We start from the raw sequence: 16,775 nt of genomic DNA, 5'->3' as shown, positions 1-16,775 counted from the left end.
ACCATTAACGCTACTTAATTAAAAAGTGAAAATCATTCCATTGATACTACTTTATTCCTACCATTTTGTTTAGCAACATATAAATTATCATCAGCGACCTTAATTATTTGCTGTACTGTTTTATTTTCATTTGGCCAACAGGAAACCCCCAGGGATGCTGTTACTCTCCCTACTCGGCCAAACGAAGTGGATTCGATCATAAGCCTTAAACGCTCGCCGATCTCGACCGCCTGCGTCAAGGTGGTTCTCGGAAGTATTAACAGGAACTCTTCGCCACCGGTTCTGCAAGCCAAATCACCCGTTCGTGAACTCTGATTAATGAGTATCGATATTTTTTGCAGTAAAAAGTCGCCTGCATCATGTCCAAATCTGTCGTTGATTTTTTTGAAATGATCGATATCCACAGCAATTAAAGAGAAGGATTGCCCTGCACTTGCTAGTTTTTCTATGGCGGCAGCCATTGTTCTTCTGTTCGCCAGTCCGGTCAGCGGATCGGTCTGCGCCTGCAGGCTTAAGTCCTTCATTTTTTCCTGCAAAAGCCCGGCGCCATTAAACATATTTTTTTTAATGCTATCCACTTCATAATACCAGGCATGAATTTTTCTTATTTTATCAAGGCTATAATACTTATCTATTCCAGAAGCTACAGCGGCTATTTGTCTTAAGGGCTTCGATATTAGATGGGTTAAAAAAAAGACCCCTGCCACGATAACACCGGATGAAGGTATGATACAAACGACCAGTTGCTTGATTAAACTCTGCAGAGAGGATAAAACTTTGGCTTCGGATCTTTGTGATATGACCGCCCACCCGCTATTTTTCACCGGAGCAAAGCCAGTAAGCAGGGATTCATCTGTGGATATTTCTATAAAACAATCCCCGGCCAGTCCTCCCAGCACGACTTCAGGCATTTTATTATTTAAGGCCACGTCGCCCTGGATGCGCTGTACAGGATGTTGAATAATAACTTGTTTTCTGTCGACAATATAGGTAACGGTACCATCACGATTGAAATTATCTTCGGTTAGGGTATGCAGCGCTTTGCTTTTATTAATGTAAATAATGCCCAGCAGAAATCCGCTGATTGTTCCTGCAGAGTCCATCATTCTCGTTGAGATAAAAACAAAATAATCACCTGAGTTCGATTGAAGAACATCACTATAATAAACCTTGTTCGCTCTTAGTTTTTGTAGATCTACTACGCTTGCAAGGAAGCTATCACTATAATGCAAATCGCCGGGTTGTTTCGAGGTTATCTTCCCGTTTGAATCAATCAGCAAAACTCCATTAAACGTATCATCCTGATTTATTAATCTTTGGAGTTCATCGTCAATTTTATGCCGATCGCCGGCAAGGCTTATCATTCTTTCAGATGAATACTGCAACCGCTTTTGCGTATCGTATAAGAGTCCATCCAGGGTGGATGCTATTTTTTGCGCGTATAATCTGTTGAAATCATACGCACTATCCAGTAAAGCTTGCCTTTGAACTCGATAGGCCGCGTAGCAGCTAACAATCAGTGCCGTAGCAAGGATTATTAACGACATTGCTAATATTAAGCTCCTTAACCCTATCACTGCGAATGGGTTTTGTTTCATAAATAGCTCCATAACATCCAGGGTTGCTCAACCCATTGTGTAATAAACCAGATCCATTAAAACTATTTAATCCGTAACAAGTATAAGAGCAACGGTCTTCGTGGATGGCTATTGTCCTGACTTATTATAAAATAGATTATTTTTTAAATTCAATACCAAATAATGCACTTGCTATTATTTTGATTTCTTTGTAAGGTGTCGTTTTTATTTTATAAACAATTATGCATTACTTATGCAGTTACCATCCATTACTCCCCTTACCTACACTATATTCTGCTAGCATAAAGGTGTTTATTGTGGCGCTCAGTGGGTACGCAAACAGATTTCACAGCTGAAATAACAGTAGTTCGCCAGCATTATTTTTCGATTAGAAGAGGTATCTTCTATTCCTGTTTAATAATTCACGCATGAAGAACATATCATCATTTTTTCACCGATCCTGTTGTTGTAAATCGCCGAATGGCAGCCGTCGCTCTGCACGTGGGATCGACGGGGGAGTATTTGGGTCCCAGCCCGCATGCTCACCGAAAAGGTCAGCCGATCCTCTCTTTACACGGCGCCGTCAGCTGCGAAGTAGAAGGTGCGCTGTGGCTTGTTCCTCCCCGGCACGCCGCCTCACAGCTGTCGCTTAACGCAGAATGCGCGCACCTGCTTTCTTTTTATTGAGCCCGGTGCGGCGGTGATGCCCGCAGCCTGCTGCACGCTTGCCATTACGCCCCTGCTCCGCGAACTCATTCTTTACCTGGCCGGGCAGGAGCCCTTGTATCCCGCGCAAGGCAAAATGGCCAGGCTCGCCGCCGTGCTTCTCGAACAGATCCCCGACGCGGCGAGAAGACGATACATTGACCATCAAGTCCTAATGTATGAGGGAGATCGGTTGCGCATCGCCTGAATTTTTATGAATTGGTTTTGACGCGTTCCCTGTAATTGCCCGGGGACATGCCCATGATGCGGCTGAAGGCCCGCCTGAACGCCGTTTCATCGCCGTATCCGCAGGCGCTGGCGACCTGAGAGACCGTTTGGTCAGGGCTTTCGAGGAGAAGCGACGCGGTTTCAATACGAACCCGCGTGATGAAGTTTTTCGGGCTTTCCTGAATCAGCGCGATCATTCGGCGATTCAGCGTGCGCGGCGTCAGGTTCAGGGCTGCAGCCAGCTGCTCGACGGTGATTGCCGGGTTCTGGTAACGCACCAGGTGTTCAGCTTTGATCAGCAAAGGATGCCTTGAGTTAAGAAATCCGGCAGGCGCATAGAGTTGCTGCGATAAAGGTTGGCTGTCGGCAACGGCCATATCCGCGGTCAGTTTAGCCAGCTCTTTACCGGCGTGATGACTCACTACGTAGATAGCAAGGTCAACCCACGAAAGCGGCCCACCCGCAGTAATAATGTTGTCCTGTTCAGCCAGCACTTTTCCCCACACGGGCTTCGCCAGCGGATAACGCGATCTGAATGAGTGATATAACCACCAGGTTGTGGTGCAGACCCGCCCATCCAACAAACCGGCTTCCCCGAGCACAAACCCACCGGCGCATGCCCCGGCAATGCGGCTTCCTTGCTGATATTTTGCCTTCAGCCACTCTGCCGCAATGGAGACCGCCTCCCCCGCAATCGGGTTTTTCTGTTCATCAAGCTGTATCCCGCTGGCGATAATTAAATCGACGCTACCGGACTCATCAAACGAACAGTCGCTGTCAATTTTCCGTCCCTGCACGTCGGTAACCGGTTTGCCATCCGCCGTCACAATCCTGACGTCAAAAAACGGTGCCAGCCGGGAGATATCGGCATTGACCGACGGATTTTGCCGTATCACCTGATTGGCTAACCAGAACATGTCGCCAAGCCCGGCAAGCGCCGAACGCATGCTCCCCGGTAGTGCCAGTAACGCAATTCGCATGATGAGATCCTGACGGAAAATTTGTCCGATTTAGCATGATACATGTCGTTAAAGACACTTCAAACCCCTCACCCGAGATCGTTACACTGGCTGCATTCATATCATCCCGACGACAGAGACACGACCGATGAAATATTTGCTGGCAGCTAACCTACGTAGAGGATATTTCATTTTGTGCCTGCTCCTCGCATACATATCGCCCCTCCGGGCGGAGGAACCTGACATCAAAAATATCGTTCTGGTTCACGGCGCCTTTACCGACGGCTCCATCTGGTCAGCCGTTATCCCGCTGCTGCAGGCTGACGGCTATCACGTCACTGCCGTTCAAAACCCGCTGACTTCACTGCAGGACGATGTGACTGCGACTGAACGCGTTCTTGCGCGTCAACAGGGCGACACTCTGCTCGTCGGCCACTCGTGGGCGGGCGCGGTCATCACTCAGGCAGGAAACGCCCCTAACGTTAAGGGGCTGGTGTACCTCTCCGCACTGGTTCCCGATAGCGGAGAGTCGGTATCGCAGGCGCTGGCCCGCCTCCACGCCCCAATGGACGGGATGACGGCGGATAACAACGGTCTGTTCTGGCTTGATGATACGGATGACTTTTATCGGGTGATGGCAAACGATCTCCCTTTGTCCCAGGCTCGCCTGCTGGCTGCGACGCAGCAGCCGATTGCCGCTGGCGCCTTTATGGAAAAAGTACGAACGGCAGCCTGGCATAGCAAGCCTTCGTGGTATCTGATTACGGAAAATGACAACGCGCTAAATGCTTCAGTGCAGACGAGCTTTGCCCGGCAAGCTGGCGCCCACGCGACACGGATTGACTCGGGCCATCTGTCAATGATTTCACACCCTGCTGAGGTCGCGGCACTGATTAAGAGAGCGGCCCACAGCGTAAACCACTCTTAACCCATCGGCCAAAATACGATGAACCGCCTCTGACCTGGCGCAGGCATCAAGGCTGAATGCAGAAATGAACGTTGAGCCGCGCTTTCTGCCCAATCTTCCGGGATTACGCATCCGGGATAGGCCAGGCGGGCAGACTCATCGAAAGGAGAAGAAGTTAAAGCACGCGAATGTTATCAGACCATGAGCTCGGTTTCTCAGGTCATCCACCCTGTTTGTATCCGTGAGGATTAACCATGCTGCACGCTGTTACATTGACATATCTGTGTCCGGAAGAAGATATTGCCGCTCATCTTGAAGCGCATAAACAATGGCTTGTCAGAGGAGTTAAAGAGGGAAAAATCCTTTTTGCCGGCCCCCTCGACAATCATGCCGGCGGGTACATCCTCTTTTACGGCGAGGACAAGAACGCCGTCGATCGCTTTATGAAAGAGGATCCCTTCATTGAGTACAAAATTGTTAAAGCTTCTCTGGTCAGCGTTGAGCCCGCATTAAGCGCTCAGGGCTTTCCCGAAAAATGGGCAGCGAAAGCCCGGTTTATTTGACCTGTTTTGCATTAAATAAGGCTCTGAATGCTGCTACGCCGGACACCAGCGGAAACGCTGACGTAACAAACCATTCATTTTTACCACTGGTCCACAGCCCGCCGAAAATAAAGCCCTGAAAAGGGCTTTATTTTATACAAGGTTGAGAAAATATCGCCCTGAGATATTACTCATAAGGAACTCGCAGCTTAGCGGCAATATAAAGAATTCCCGCTAACAGTGCGACGGTGTGCCACTTATGGTGTTGTATCTGACATCTCTCTGACTTTCTCTCAAAAAAGAAAGACTTTAAGATACTCAAAGCCTTCAAAATATAGCTAAACAGACTACATCTATCTAAATTATGCCAAAGCGCAAAAAAACCGGTTCCCCCGCACGGCCGGGTGAACAATTTGTCCCGGGCAGCCGTTGCGCTGCGCGCAGGCCTGGTTATCGAGCAACATCCATTTTTTGCTGCTGAAGCTGCTGATGCTGCTCAAGCTCGTACTCAATGAATGCGCCAATCATGCAGCGATAAACTTTCTCGATAATCACCTCCGGCAGCCCTGCCTCCGTCGCTTTCTCGCGAACCCGATCGATAACCTGCTGCACGCGTTCCGGCGCACGCACGGCGGAGCTATCGGTTTTAAACGCGGCAGCGGCTTTAACGCATTCTGCGCGCTGAGCGATCGTTTTGACCAATTCGCTATCTATCCGATCGATACGGCTTCTGACGTCTTCAATGCTGGTAAAAGTCACTTTCCGAACCCCTGAACTAGTACATGAGTTTGGCATGATATATCAAATCTCAATTGATACCAGCTTTGGCATCAATTAATGCCAGGCCGGCGGCTCTTTCCTTCTATAGATGATGTCGGCTGCTCGCGCATCGCCGACCTGGTAGCGTAGCGATTTGGCCGCATCGCACCAAAGGGGGACCGCAATAATATGCCAAGGATTAAGACACAGAACGCCGGCCAGCATTTTCAATATATTGATTTCACAACAAAGGGTTATGCATAAAGCGTGAGGGGCGGTAGCTCGCCGGGATCTCAGCGCTCACACCGTCGCGTAATTCGACAGAAACCAGCCTACCGATCGTCGCTGCGCACGTCACCGCCGGGTGCATGGCGGCGACATAAACGCCCCGACTCTCATCGGTGAACCCCAGAACGGGATACCCATCCTGCGGGAAAGGACGTTCCCCTATTGAGTATTGGCTGAGAGAAGCCGACTCTGCGCCCCTGATCCTGTTTGTTACTGAGGCCTCGGCAGCGCTAACCGTTTCACTCACTCTGCCGTTTTGCGGATAATCCTCTGCGGCTAATAAATCCCCGTTGCGCGCACGCCGAACCTCAACATCGTCGCCTGCGATAATTGTCTTGACGACGCACTGGGGAGCCGCAAAGCGCAGCAATATGGCGGGAGAAGCCAAAATCGGCACCGGGGTACCCATTAGCGCAGTTAAAGCGGGAATACCCGTACCACAGGCCAGCACAACGCAGTCCGCCTCCACTTTCCCCTCGGAGGTCAGGACCCCCGTCACCTTGCCGTTGGTCAGGCAAATCCCCGTCACGGTCGTTTGGTTATGCAGTACCGTACCCTGACAGCAGGCTTTACTCAGTAATAGGCGTGTCGCCTGGTTGGCATCGACGGCGCCATCTTTTGCCGCATAGCGGGCTTCTAAGGGAGGAACTTTCAACGCTGGCTCCAGGCTGGCGATTCCGGCTCTTTGCAGGAGGCGTTCGCCCGGCAGGCAGGCCTGAGACGCCGGGCCGTATTTTAATGAACCACTCCAGTTAATCTGCAGTTCCGGAATCTGTTCTTCCAGCCTGCGCCAGTCTGCGAGTGCGGCGCGCCGGAGAAGCACATCAGGCGCATCATCACTCACCGCGCCGGTAAGCCAGCCAAACGCGCTGCCGGTCGCCCCTGACGCGGGCACATTCTGCTCAATAACCGTGACGTTAAATTCAAGCTGCGCAAGATGCCAGGCAATAGAAGCGCCGGTGATCCCTGCCCCTACAACGACAATCCTTTTTTTCATCGCGCCCATTGTGGCTTTCTCCAGTGCGGGAAATAGGTTCATGCCATGATGTAAAAGTTTTTTGTCGCGGGCAACCTCGCAGAATAGTAAATTTCATCGCCATCATTGTTTAGGACATTAGCTTCACATACCCTGCTAAGCAGTCGGCACCTCGCGCCTATATTGATACAATCAAAATACTGTCCGGCTTGTAGGTAAATAACCCTGACCTTGCTTTGGTCGCTAATAGTTTGTGAGGTAATAAATGGATTTGTTATTAGAAAAGTTTTCAGCAACACATTTTTCTGACTATTTAAAACTCGTCAGCAATAGCGATGTTATGGCGATGATCACCGAGCGTGCCGTGCCCTGCGATGAGGCCTCCCGTGATTTCAAACGCCTACTCGACGACAATGCCCAGAACTCCGATTTAGGCTATTACAGAATCACGGATGATAAGCAGGGTAATTTTATCGGCCTCGCCAAACTGGCATCCGTGGCCGATCAACCGAAGACCGCTGAGCTTGGCTATATGCTGCTGCCGGAGTATTGGGGGCTTGGTATTGCAAGCCAGGTGGCGACAATACTGATTGAGCAGGCGCGTAGAAATAGTGAAATATCGACGCTCATTGCGATTATCGATCCTGCAAATCTGGCATCAAAAAAGATCCTGACGAATAATCGTTTTATCACCCGTGAGTTCAGGGATTTTGATGGCCTGCCCGGCGAAATACTGCAACGGGCAGTATAAAAACAGGCCGGTTTGGTTGTGGAAATTAAGGCCGCAGTTCGCTCATAGCAGTCCGAAGATGGCGCCAGGATTGATTCGAGGCAAAATCGAAGGCCACCAATATCATGGCGTGTTGTCCTTTTCGTTCGACTTTGCAAAGATGTAGCGCAGAGAACTGGTTCTACTTTGAGGATCCCGCTATGACCCCCTTTCATCAACTGACTGCCACCAGCCTGGCCGGCCAGCCCATCTCCATGGCCGACTATGCGGGAAAACTGGTGCTGGTGGTGAATACCGCCAGCCAATGTGGCTTCACGCCACAATACGCAGGCCTTGAAGCGCTCTACAAGAAGTACGCCGCCCAGGGACTGGTGGTGCTTGGTTTCCCTTGCAACCAGTTCGGTAAGCAGGAACCCGGCGGCGCCGACGAAATCGCTCAGACCTGTCACATCAACTACGGTGTGAGCTTCCCGATGTTCGAGAAAGTGGAGGTCAACGGCGGCGCTGCGCACCCGCTGTTTCGTTACCTGAAAGCAGAACTACCCGGCGTGCTGGGGGGGCGGATCAAGTGGAACTTCACTAAGTTCCTGATCGGACGCGACGGCAAACCGCTCAAGCGTTTTGCCCCCTTCACCACCCCCGAGAAAATGGAAGCCACAATCCTTGCTGCGCTTAACGTCTAAGCGCTTTTCATGATTTATGCCCGGGAAGCGTGGCGATGGCTAAAAATGGAGGTAAAGCGCCACCGTGAATGCGTTGCAAACGCCCTTCAGCCGCAAGTTCGTGCAAATCCCGTCGAATAGTCTCTTCTGAAACGTCAAATCCCGCACTCAGTTCTCTCGAGAGAACCTCGCCATCTAAAAGAAGTTGTTCTGGAACGAGCTGTTCACGCTGACGGGTGAGCATGTAGCTGTCCTTTTATGCATGAATTATCTTGAATATGCACGATAATGCTGGTTATGATAGCAACACCCCGTATACAGGCGTCACCGCGGCAGAAAAACGTGCAGAAATACGCAGTATCAAGAATTCGCTACGCGAGACAAAACGGATGCGGGCGAAGGAATAGAGACTGAAGTGTTGCTTTATCACATCACGCTGAAAGGCATTTTATGAGGTTTTCATGACTGTAAAACTGATTCTGATTGCTGGGCCATACCGTAGCGGAACGGATGGAAAACAAGAGCTTATCGACGCCAATCTCGACAGGCTGGAAAAGGCAGCGCTGGCGGTATATCAGCGAGGACATATCCCCGTTATCGGCGAATGGTTGGCGTTACCGCTGGCGAAGGCTGCCGGTTCTGAATCCATCAACGATGAGATCGGTGAGTCCATGATCTATCCGGTTGCCCACCGACTTATCACAAAATGCTCTGCTATTTATCGTATAGAAGGCGCTTCAAAGGGTGCTGATATGGATATTGACATTGCCCGTCAGAACGGACTGGACATTTATACTCGTCTTGAGGATATCCCTTTAGCATAATTTTATCGTGTACCTGCCTGCAAATCTGCAGGCAGCGTGAATTGTTGATTATTTATATATGTCGATAAATACCCCCCGCCCGCTAAAGTAAATAGTGTTATTTAGTGGCTTGGTTTTCAAATAAACCAAAGTGACGCTAACAATAAGGAATAAAAAACGCCTTAGTTAATACACTCCCGCATCGTTAAGCCCGGATAACGGCTCTTTTTTTACATCCGCTAGCCGCACTTGCCAGCTCAGAGTCAGGCGCCGACGTTATGCTAATCCACGATCGGGTGGTCAGGCCGGAGAGTCCGTTTAGCCAGTTTCTTTTGCAGAATGATAACGCTAACTGGCAGCCCTGATGCGGAAATTGCGCATACTGCCAGCAGCTTGTTGATATTTTGTGGCGCCATGCCATGTTCAGGTAATAGAAAAGCGGACAGGAAAAATGCGACGGTTGTAATCAGATACATTATTGATGTCTGTAATGAAGAGAATCCAGCGCGCTGCCCGTCATCAGGAAACTGAATCGCCACCGCCGAAGATGAAACCAGGCGACTGTAGGATGCACCGAGAAATAACGTCATAAATAACGCCGCATGCTGATAGCCGAGCATGGGTATTAGCAGACTCAATATAAAGACTATGGTTGACCCGGTAGCCAGCATCAAAACGGAAAAACGGGAAGTGAGCACGCCGGTCATTTTTGTAGACAGATAACCTGCCACCCCTCCGGCGAAGAACAGCCAGGGCAGCAGGTCTTGCGAAGCGCCCAGCTGCTGGGTCATTAAGGGCACCAGAACAGGAACCACCAGCATGGGGCTAAACTGTGCAAGCGCATTACTGGAGGCAAACAGTAAAGTATCCGCATCGAGAGGCTGCGCGGGGAGCCGGTCGAAAGAGACGGGCTCCCGGGGGATGATGAATACAATCAGCGGCAATGCCAACACACAAAGCGTACTTATTAACCATAAAGCGACATGCCAGCCATAATGCGCACACAAAAATAATATCGTGGGCATGCCTACAATGCTTACCATCGAAAATGACGCAATGACCGTCGCCAGCATCTTTCCGCGCAAATGAGTCGGGGCGTTGTTTATCAATATACTTATACCCACCCCCATTGTCGTCCCTCCAACTAATCCTGCACACAATCGTAGCGTCAGCAGAAGACTAAAACTGGAGGTGAAGGTCGTCAAAAATGTCAGCAGGCCTAACAGCGCCATATTGGCGATTAAAAAACGTTTCTTATTGAAACGACCAATCCGGTAAAAGGCGATAATTCCCGAAAGGACGGCCCCCGCGGTGTACATGCCGGATACATAGCCTGAGAAGGAGACGGGGACGGCGAAATCGGCGGCCATAAAAGCAAAAATAGGGTTGAACATCATATATTCCAGCGCATTAGCGAACTGGATAAAAGCCATTACCATGGCAACCCGCATAAGGGCTTTATGATTAAACGTCGGCGTGACCAGTGACATAGCAAGCAACCTGTGGATGAAAGAGATCCGAGTTTAACCCCTATCAAAAATATTCATTAGATGGTAAAAGTGGCACTCATTATTATCATATTTGGGATAGTTGATGCGTCCGGCTCTTGATTTTAATACCCTGAAAGTGTTCATTGCCGTGGTTGAAAGAGAAAGTTTTGTGGGGGCATCGAAACTCCTTGCAATGCCGACCTCAAACGTGAGTCGTTGCATTTCTCAGTTAGAAGACAAACTGAATCTTCAGCTCATTGAGCGCAGCACCCGCCATATGAAACTCACCCAGGCGGGACAGCTACTCTATACCCGAGCGAAGCCACTGCTGGAGGCGCTTGAGCAAACTGAGACCGAATTGACGTTGCGGCAAATGCAGCTCAAGGGCCCATTACGTATCTGCATTCCCAATGAGATAGGTCCTGCGTTGCTGGGTGCTGTTGTCGCCGATTTCGCCTGTCAGCACCCGGAGCTGGAGATCAGCTGCGTCACCAATTTGTCAGGTTTCGAATCCCTGCGCGAGGATCTGGATTTAGCGGTCATTGTCAGCCGCGGTCAGATGGATGACAGTGACTACATCGCCCGTCATCTGCTGACGATCCCCTGCACCATCGTGGCAGCCCCCAGCCTCATTCAGCGGTATGGCACCCCTTCTCGGATACAGCAATTTGAAGAATTACCCTGTATTACAACGGTAAGCGCGCTGAAAGGCGCGCCCTGGCAGTTCGTCAATAAAAAGGGGGGATTCGAAACCATTAAGGTCAGAGGTCATTATCGGGTAAACAGCGGCGAGATGGCAGGACGAGCCGCGGTCTCAGGCGTCGGTTTTGCCATTCTCTCTAAACAAGCCTGCCAGCCCTATATTAGCGATGGTCGGTTAATCGAGATTGAGTTTGAACAATCGGTAGCGCCACTGCAGTTGTTCGCAATTTATTCAGACCGGCGCTATTTGCCCGCTAAAACAAGAGCGCTAATTGATTTCATGCATCAGCAGTTGAGCAATATATCCTTCGCCACATCAGGCCGCGTGGAATAGCCGCGGAGAGTCCAGCTGGCAGAATGAAACTCGCCTTAGCACACAACCCCCTCTCCCCGCCTATGCCAGTTAACGTTAGACTCCGACGCTGCGAAGCGTGGTCAAGGCCCCACTCGCAGAGGTTATCAAGAATATCGACACCACCGATTCTCGTTACTGCACCTTAGAAAACTGAGCTGAGAATTGTGAAGGCAAAAGTCAGGGTTGCGCCAAAGCCGGTCAGAAAAGCGAGAGTCCGGATAACGGGAATACCCGCGGTATACACCACATAATGGACGACTCGCGCAATCAGATAGATTTTTGCTGCCATTAGCGTTGCAGGATTATTCACATCAAGGAAGGCGGCGATAAGCACCAGCGGAGCAAAAATAGTCAGATTTTCTACGGCATTGGCGTGTGCCTTCTGCGCGCGCTGCGCCCAGGGCGCCACGTCTGTCGCCGTCGGGTTGGGATTTCCCAGCGCTGTCAGCACCCCCACGCCAGAAGCCCTGGCGACGATATAAGGAAGCCACATCAACGCCGTTATCAGGCACACCAGGGTAAGCACGACTAGTTCAGGGTTATTTTCCATCTGTTTATTCTCCGTAGTACTGCAGCAAGGACGTGAAGTTTAATGATAAAGCGGAAATACAACCATCGTTATAAATGGCGGTATTGAGAGCATGAACGGCATCAGGATAACGACGCTGGCTCCGGATGGAATTTAATACCGGCTTAACCACCCTATTTGAGACTTGCACTACGGCTAATACGCGGGTTTACGCTCATCCACTGGCATAACGCATCCCCGGCCGGCCATTTCGTTTTAGTGAACCGCCGGGCTTCATCCCCCTGCGCGGCGGACCGCCAGTTCCCCAACCTCTGCCTGCTCACGGCGATGATAACGCCCGGCAATTATCTCTCATTGACACCCTATATCGGCCACTGTATAAAACCCGGCATTCTGTAATACGTTTCATTTGCATTAAAAATAGATCCTGGATTTCGCCAACGATTTTAATGAAGGATAGCGTTTAATGAAAAAGGTCATCTGCGCGTTAGGTATGGTGTTTGCTTCGGTCAGCTCTGTTCAGGCAACCACATATCCTCTGACCCTTGAAAACTGCGGGTATAAAGAGACGTTTAGCCAATCGCCCGAGCGCGTCGTGGCGCTGGGACAAAATACGGTCGAGATTTTGCTCCTGCTGGGACTGCAGGATAAGGTGGTTGCCAGCGCCTTTTGGCCGACCAAAGTATTGCCCCAGCTGGCGGCACAGAATGCAAAAATCAAAACGCTAACGGTAGAAATTCCTACCCTCGAATCCGTTCTTGCGCAAAATCCAGATTTCGTCCCCGCCCAGTCCCCGCTGCTGCTCGGCCCAGAAAGTAAGGTCGCCAAACGCCAGGATCTGCTGACCCTTGGTGTAAACAGCTATGTCTCTCCGGGGATGTGCGCCACCAAAAAAGCCACCGGCGATATGTATGGCAGCCGCCAGAAGCTATGGGATATGACCTATCTCTATAAAGAAATTGAAGATTTTGCCAAAATTTTCAATGTCGAAGATCGTGGCCAGGCGGTAGTTGCTGATTTCAAAAAGCGTGAAGCGGACCTGCGCCAGGAGTTCGGTAAAAACAAAAAAGATCTCTCTTTTGTTTTTTGGTTCTCAAGTTCATCCCCTTCCGCTGATGCCTATGTGGGCGGTAAAAACAGCGCATCCGGATTTATTGCCAACGTGCTCGGCGGGCATAACGCCATCACCTCTGAGACCGAATGGCCGACGGTAAGCTGGGAAAGCATTATTGCTGCAAATCCGGACGTGATCGTGGTATCCAGTCTGGACCGTAACCGCTGGGCGCTGGATAACGCAGAGGAAAAAATCAAATTCCTCAAAAGCGACCCTGCCATTAGCCAGCTGGATGCGGTGAAAAAAGGGCATATCGTGGTGATGGACGGTCAGGCAATGAACCCGACAATCAGGACAATCTACGGTGCTGAACAGGTCGGCGAGCAGCTCAGAAAGCTGGGTCTGAACTGATGACGACCGCCGTTGTTCAGTCCCGACAGGGGTTATGGCTGACGACCTCGCTCCTGCTTTTCGTCGTAGCGTTATTCCTGGTCATTGCGATTGGCGTTAGCGTGGGTGAACTCTCGATCCCGCTGCAAGACGTCTTTTATGCCATCAGTAACAGAATGGGCCTGACCGAGGTTCCGCTCAGCCGCATTTATGAAAGTGTGATTTGGGACTTTCGTCTGAGCCGCGCGCTGGTGGCGGCCTGCTGTGGCGCCGGGTTAGCTATCTGCGGCGCAGTCCTACAAAGCCTGCTGAAGAATGCGCTGGCTGAGCCCTACGTGCTCGGCGTATCCGCAGGTGCGTCAACCGGCGCCGTTTCCGTCGTCGTATTAGGCATCGGTACCGGGGCGGTTTCGCTTTCCGCCGGCGCATTCGCCGGGGCGTTTGCCGCCTTTGCCTTCGTCGCCTTTCTGACCAACGGCGCGCGCGGCGGTAACGAACGCACCATTCTGGCCGGCGTTGCGGCTTCCCAGCTGTTCAATGCGATTACCGCTTACACCATCAGTACCTCTGCCAGCGCCCAGCAGGCGCGGGATGTGATGTTCTGGCTGCTGGGCAGCTTTAGCGGCGTGCGCTGGCCTGAATTCCAGCTGGTGCTCGTGGTGGTGCTGATTGGGCTTGCCGTTTGCCTCTACTATTCCCGGGCGCTGGATGCCTTCACTTTTGGCGATGATGCCGCCGCGTCGCTGGGCATTGCCGTGCCCTGGGTGCGCCTGATCCTCTTCACCGTCACCGCGCTTATCACCGCCACCATCGTCAGTATGGCGGGCTCCATCGGCTTTGTTGGGCTGGTGGTTCCGCATATTATGCGCTTCTTCTTTGGTCCCCTGCACCGGACGTTGCTGATTGCCAGCGCCCTGGCAGGCGCGATCCTGATGGTGCTGGCAGATATTGCGTCGCGCCTGCTGATCGCGCCGCAAAGTCTTCCTGTCGGCGTGGTGACGGCGCTGGTCGGCGTTCCTTTCTTTGCCGTGATTATCTACCGTTCAAGGAATAAGTAATGAGTATCTCCGCCGACAATATTACCTGGAAGGTAGGCAAAAAAGTCATCGTCAACGACGTCTCGCTGAACGTTTCTCGTGGCGAAACCGTAGGGCTCCTTGGCCCTAATGGCTGCGGTAAATCCTCCCTGCTGCGCATCCTCGCTGGCCTGCGTCGCCCGGATGCCGGTTGCGTAAAGCTGGACGGCCAGGACATCTCCCGCATCGCCAAAAAGCAGCTTGCCCGCCGGGTCGCCTTCGTTGAGCAGCACGGCATGACCGACGCCAATATGCGCGTTCGCGACGTGGTAAAGCTCGGGCGTATTCCTCATCACTCGCCTTTTTCTAACTGGAGCGCGCACGATGACCAAACCGTCACTGCCGCCCTGCAGAGAGTGGATATGCTGGAAAAGAGCGCGCAAGGCTGGCAGAGCCTCTCCGGCGGGGAGCGCCAGCGGGTGCACATTGCGCGCGCGCTGGCGCAGACGCCCAGCGAAATTCTGCTCGATGAACCGACCAACCATCTGGATATTCACCATCAGATGCAGCTGATGCAGCTGATCAGTGAGCTTCCGGTCACCAGCATTGTGGCTATTCACGATCTCAACCACGCGGCGATGTTCTGTGATTCGCTGATTGTGATGCAGAACGGGCAAATCATCGCCACCGGGACGCCCGAAGACATTCTCTCCGAAGAGCTTCTTTGGGAGGTGTTTCGGGTGAAAACGAAAATTGAGATCTCCCGCTTCCATGGCAAAAAGCACATTCACTATATCGTTTAGGATCGGGTAGCATGTCTCCTTTCTCCCTGCGACCTGCCACAACGCTTCGGCCGCCCGTGTTACTGGGCAGCCAGTTTGTTTTCAACATCGGCTTTTACGCGGTCGTCCCCTTCCTGGCCCTCTTTTTACGCGACGATCTGCTGCTCTCCGGCGGCGCGATCGGGCTGATCCTCGGGCTGCGCACCTTCTCCCAGCAGGGCATGTTTATCATCGGCGGCGCGCTCTCTGACCGATACGGCGCCAGGGGCGTTATCCTCTGCGGCTGCCTTATTCGTGTTGCGGGCTATCTGCTGCTGGCATTCGGCCACTCCCTGTGGGCGATTATTCTGGGCGCCTGCCTGACCGGTATCGGTGGGGCGCTGTTTTCCCCATCAATTGAAGCGCTACTGGCAAAAGCGGGGACGCAAAGCGAGGCACGCGGAAAGCGCAGCCGCGCGGAGTGGTTCGCGCTATTTGCCGTGTGCGGCGAACTTGGCGCCGTGCTGGGCCCGGTTGCTGGCGCCCTGCTTACGGGTTTCGGCTTTCGCCAGGTTGTGCTGGCCGGGGCCGGTGTTTTTGTCATCGCGCTCGTGGTGCTGTTCTTCTGCCTCCCTGCCGCTCATCACGCGAAGCAGAGTCTAAAAATTCTCCCCTGGTGGACAACCTTCCGCCAGCCGCGCTTCGTCGCCTTTATCATTGCCTATAGTTCGTGGCTATTAAGCTACAACCAGCTTTATCTGGCGCTACCGGTGGAGATTCAGCGCTCGGGGGGCAGCGAGAAGGATCTTGGTCCGCTTTTTATGCTGGCTTCGGTGCTTATCATTGCCTTTCAGCTTCCGCTTGCGCGCTTCGCGCGGCGAGTGGGGGCCGTCAAAATCTTACCGGTGGGATTTCTGCTGCTCTCCGCCGCTTTTGCCAGCGTGGCGATGTTCGCAGCCGCAGAGCCGCCGGAAGGCTGGCTGCGGTTAATGCCTGCGGCCTGTTTTGTGACGCTTTTGACGCTGGGGCAGATGCTGCTGGTGCCGTCAGCAAAGGATCTGATCCCCTGGTTTGCCGACGAGTCGACGCTTGGTGCGCACTATGGCGCGCTGGCCACCGCCGGAGGCTTCGCGGTGCTGGCGGGTAATGTGCTGTTTGGCCCGCTGCTGGATGACGCGCTCATACCCTCCACGCGGGCCATCTATCCCTGGCTGCTGCTGGCGCTGTTTCCCTTATGCAGCAGCGTTGCCCTGGCCGTGATTTGTCGTCCGCTACGCAGCGCGCCGATCGCCAAAACCTGAATGTCCGGAGCAACGGGACGCGCAGAGCGATTGAAAGCTGG

General features: G+C 52.2%; 17 protein-coding genes and 1 pseudogene. 10 read left to right on the top strand and 8 right to left on the bottom strand.

All coding sequences use genetic code 11. The features are described 5' to 3' along the window. Nucleotides 1-32: 32 nt before the first annotated feature. From HCK03_RS12975 to HCK03_RS12965, 3 genes are all read right to left on the bottom strand, one after another. Complete coding sequence (locus tag HCK03_RS12975) at nt 33-1,598, bottom strand: sensor domain-containing diguanylate cyclase (RefSeq protein WP_167691698.1); 1,566 nt, start codon at nt 1,596-1,598, stop codon at nt 33-35. 628 nt (nt 1,599-2,226) lie between these two features. After that, complete coding sequence (locus tag HCK03_RS26635) at nt 2,227-2,448, bottom strand: hypothetical protein (protein WP_167691697.1); 222 nt, start codon at nt 2,446-2,448, stop codon at nt 2,227-2,229. A 46-nt stretch (nt 2,449-2,494) separates the two neighbouring features. Beyond that, nucleotides 2,495-3,490 (bottom strand): GlxA family transcriptional regulator, encoded by a 996-nt coding sequence (locus HCK03_RS12965; RefSeq protein ID WP_041145656.1) that lies wholly within the window; start codon nt 3,488-3,490, stop codon nt 2,495-2,497. Nucleotides 3,491-3,617: 127 nt separating this feature from the next. Here HCK03_RS12965 and HCK03_RS12960 point away from each other — a divergent pair, with 127 nt between their 5' ends. Further along, nucleotides 3,618-4,397 (top strand): alpha/beta hydrolase, encoded by a 780-nt coding sequence (locus tag HCK03_RS12960; RefSeq protein ID WP_167691696.1) that lies wholly within the window; start codon nt 3,618-3,620, stop codon nt 4,395-4,397. A 233-nt stretch (nt 4,398-4,630) separates the two neighbouring features. Then, nucleotides 4,631-4,939, top strand: a complete 309-nt coding sequence (locus HCK03_RS12955; RefSeq protein WP_148249967.1) for a YciI family protein — start codon at nt 4,631-4,633, stop codon at nt 4,937-4,939. 429 nt (nt 4,940-5,368) lie between these two features. Here HCK03_RS12955 and HCK03_RS12950 read toward each other — a convergent pair whose 3' ends face one another. Together HCK03_RS12950 and HCK03_RS12945 are read right to left on the bottom strand one after the other, a co-directional pair. Then, nucleotides 5,369-5,677 (bottom strand): chorismate mutase, encoded by a 309-nt coding sequence (locus HCK03_RS12950; protein WP_167691695.1) that lies wholly within the window; start codon nt 5,675-5,677, stop codon nt 5,369-5,371. A 241-nt stretch (nt 5,678-5,918) separates the two neighbouring features. Continuing rightward, on the bottom strand, nt 5,919-6,971 hold the full coding sequence (locus HCK03_RS12945; protein WP_123552290.1) for an NAD(P)/FAD-dependent oxidoreductase: 1,053 nt from the start codon (nt 6,969-6,971) through the stop codon (nt 5,919-5,921). A 235-nt stretch (nt 6,972-7,206) separates the two neighbouring features. Here HCK03_RS12945 and HCK03_RS12940 point away from each other — a divergent pair, with 235 nt between their 5' ends. Next, complete coding sequence (locus HCK03_RS12940; RefSeq protein WP_134526125.1) at nt 7,207-7,692, top strand: GNAT family N-acetyltransferase; 486 nt, start codon at nt 7,207-7,209, stop codon at nt 7,690-7,692. Nucleotides 7,693-7,871: 179 nt separating this feature from the next. Beyond that, nucleotides 7,872-8,354 carry a glutathione peroxidase gene (locus tag HCK03_RS12935; protein ID WP_167691694.1) on the top strand — a complete coding sequence of 161 codons (483 nt, stop codon included), beginning with the start codon at nt 7,872-7,874 and terminating at the stop codon, nt 8,352-8,354. A 19-nt stretch (nt 8,355-8,373) separates the two neighbouring features. On the opposite strand, the pseudogene HCK03_RS12930 reads toward HCK03_RS12935, so the two are convergent. Further along, a pseudogene (locus HCK03_RS12930) lies at nt 8,374-8,577 on the bottom strand (DeoR family transcriptional regulator); the annotation flags it as partial. Nucleotides 8,578-8,794: 217 nt separating this feature from the next. Here HCK03_RS12930 and HCK03_RS12925 point away from each other — a divergent pair. Next, the gene (locus HCK03_RS12925; protein ID WP_167691692.1) at nt 8,795-9,157 is read left to right on the top strand and encodes a DUF4406 domain-containing protein; all 363 of its coding nucleotides are present in this window, start codon (nt 8,795-8,797) and stop codon (nt 9,155-9,157) included. A 260-nt stretch (nt 9,158-9,417) separates the two neighbouring features. Here the strand turns inward: HCK03_RS12925 and HCK03_RS12920 are convergent, their stop codons facing one another. After that, nucleotides 9,418-10,626 carry an MFS transporter gene (locus HCK03_RS12920; RefSeq protein ID WP_167691691.1) on the bottom strand — a complete coding sequence of 403 codons (1,209 nt, stop codon included), beginning with the start codon at nt 10,624-10,626 and terminating at the stop codon, nt 9,418-9,420. A 103-nt stretch (nt 10,627-10,729) separates the two neighbouring features. Between HCK03_RS12920 and HCK03_RS12915 the strand changes: the two genes are divergently transcribed. Further along, nucleotides 10,730-11,662: a LysR family transcriptional regulator gene (locus HCK03_RS12915; protein ID WP_041145665.1), complete on the top strand. Its 933-nt coding sequence runs from the start codon at nt 10,730-10,732 to the stop codon at nt 11,660-11,662. Nucleotides 11,663-11,825: 163 nt separating this feature from the next. Here the strand turns inward: HCK03_RS12915 and HCK03_RS12910 are convergent, their stop codons facing one another. Further along, nucleotides 11,826-12,233, bottom strand: a complete 408-nt coding sequence (locus HCK03_RS12910; RefSeq protein ID WP_115192656.1) for an MAPEG family protein — start codon at nt 12,231-12,233, stop codon at nt 11,826-11,828. A gap of 445 nt (nt 12,234-12,678) precedes the next feature. Between HCK03_RS12910 and eitA the strand changes: the two genes are divergently transcribed. From eitA to HCK03_RS12890, 4 genes are read left to right on the top strand one after another with little or no spacing between them, the layout of a single operon-like run. Next, complete coding sequence (eitA, locus tag HCK03_RS12905) at nt 12,679-13,677, top strand: siderophore ABC transporter substrate-binding protein EitA (RefSeq protein WP_115192655.1); 999 nt, start codon at nt 12,679-12,681, stop codon at nt 13,675-13,677. Then, nucleotides 13,677-14,714: a FecCD family ABC transporter permease gene (locus tag HCK03_RS12900; protein WP_167691690.1), complete on the top strand. Its 1,038-nt coding sequence runs from the start codon at nt 13,677-13,679 to the stop codon at nt 14,712-14,714. Before eitA ends, HCK03_RS12900 begins: the two co-directional genes overlap by 1 nt. Next, on the top strand, nt 14,714-15,475 hold the full coding sequence (eitC, locus tag HCK03_RS12895) for a siderophore ABC transporter ATP-binding protein EitC (protein ID WP_143716670.1): 762 nt from the start codon (nt 14,714-14,716) through the stop codon (nt 15,473-15,475). Before HCK03_RS12900 ends, eitC begins: the two co-directional genes overlap by 1 nt. 11 nt (nt 15,476-15,486) lie before the next feature. Continuing rightward, nucleotides 15,487-16,734, top strand: a complete 1,248-nt coding sequence (locus tag HCK03_RS12890) for an MDR family MFS transporter (protein ID WP_167691689.1) — start codon at nt 15,487-15,489, stop codon at nt 16,732-16,734. Nucleotides 16,735-16,775 lie beyond the last annotated feature (41 nt).

It is taken from the genome of Klebsiella terrigena, assembly GCF_012029655.1.
Taxonomy (GTDB): domain Bacteria; phylum Pseudomonadota; class Gammaproteobacteria; order Enterobacterales; family Enterobacteriaceae; genus Klebsiella; species Klebsiella terrigena.
This window is presented reverse-complemented; position numbering and strand designations above follow the sequence as displayed.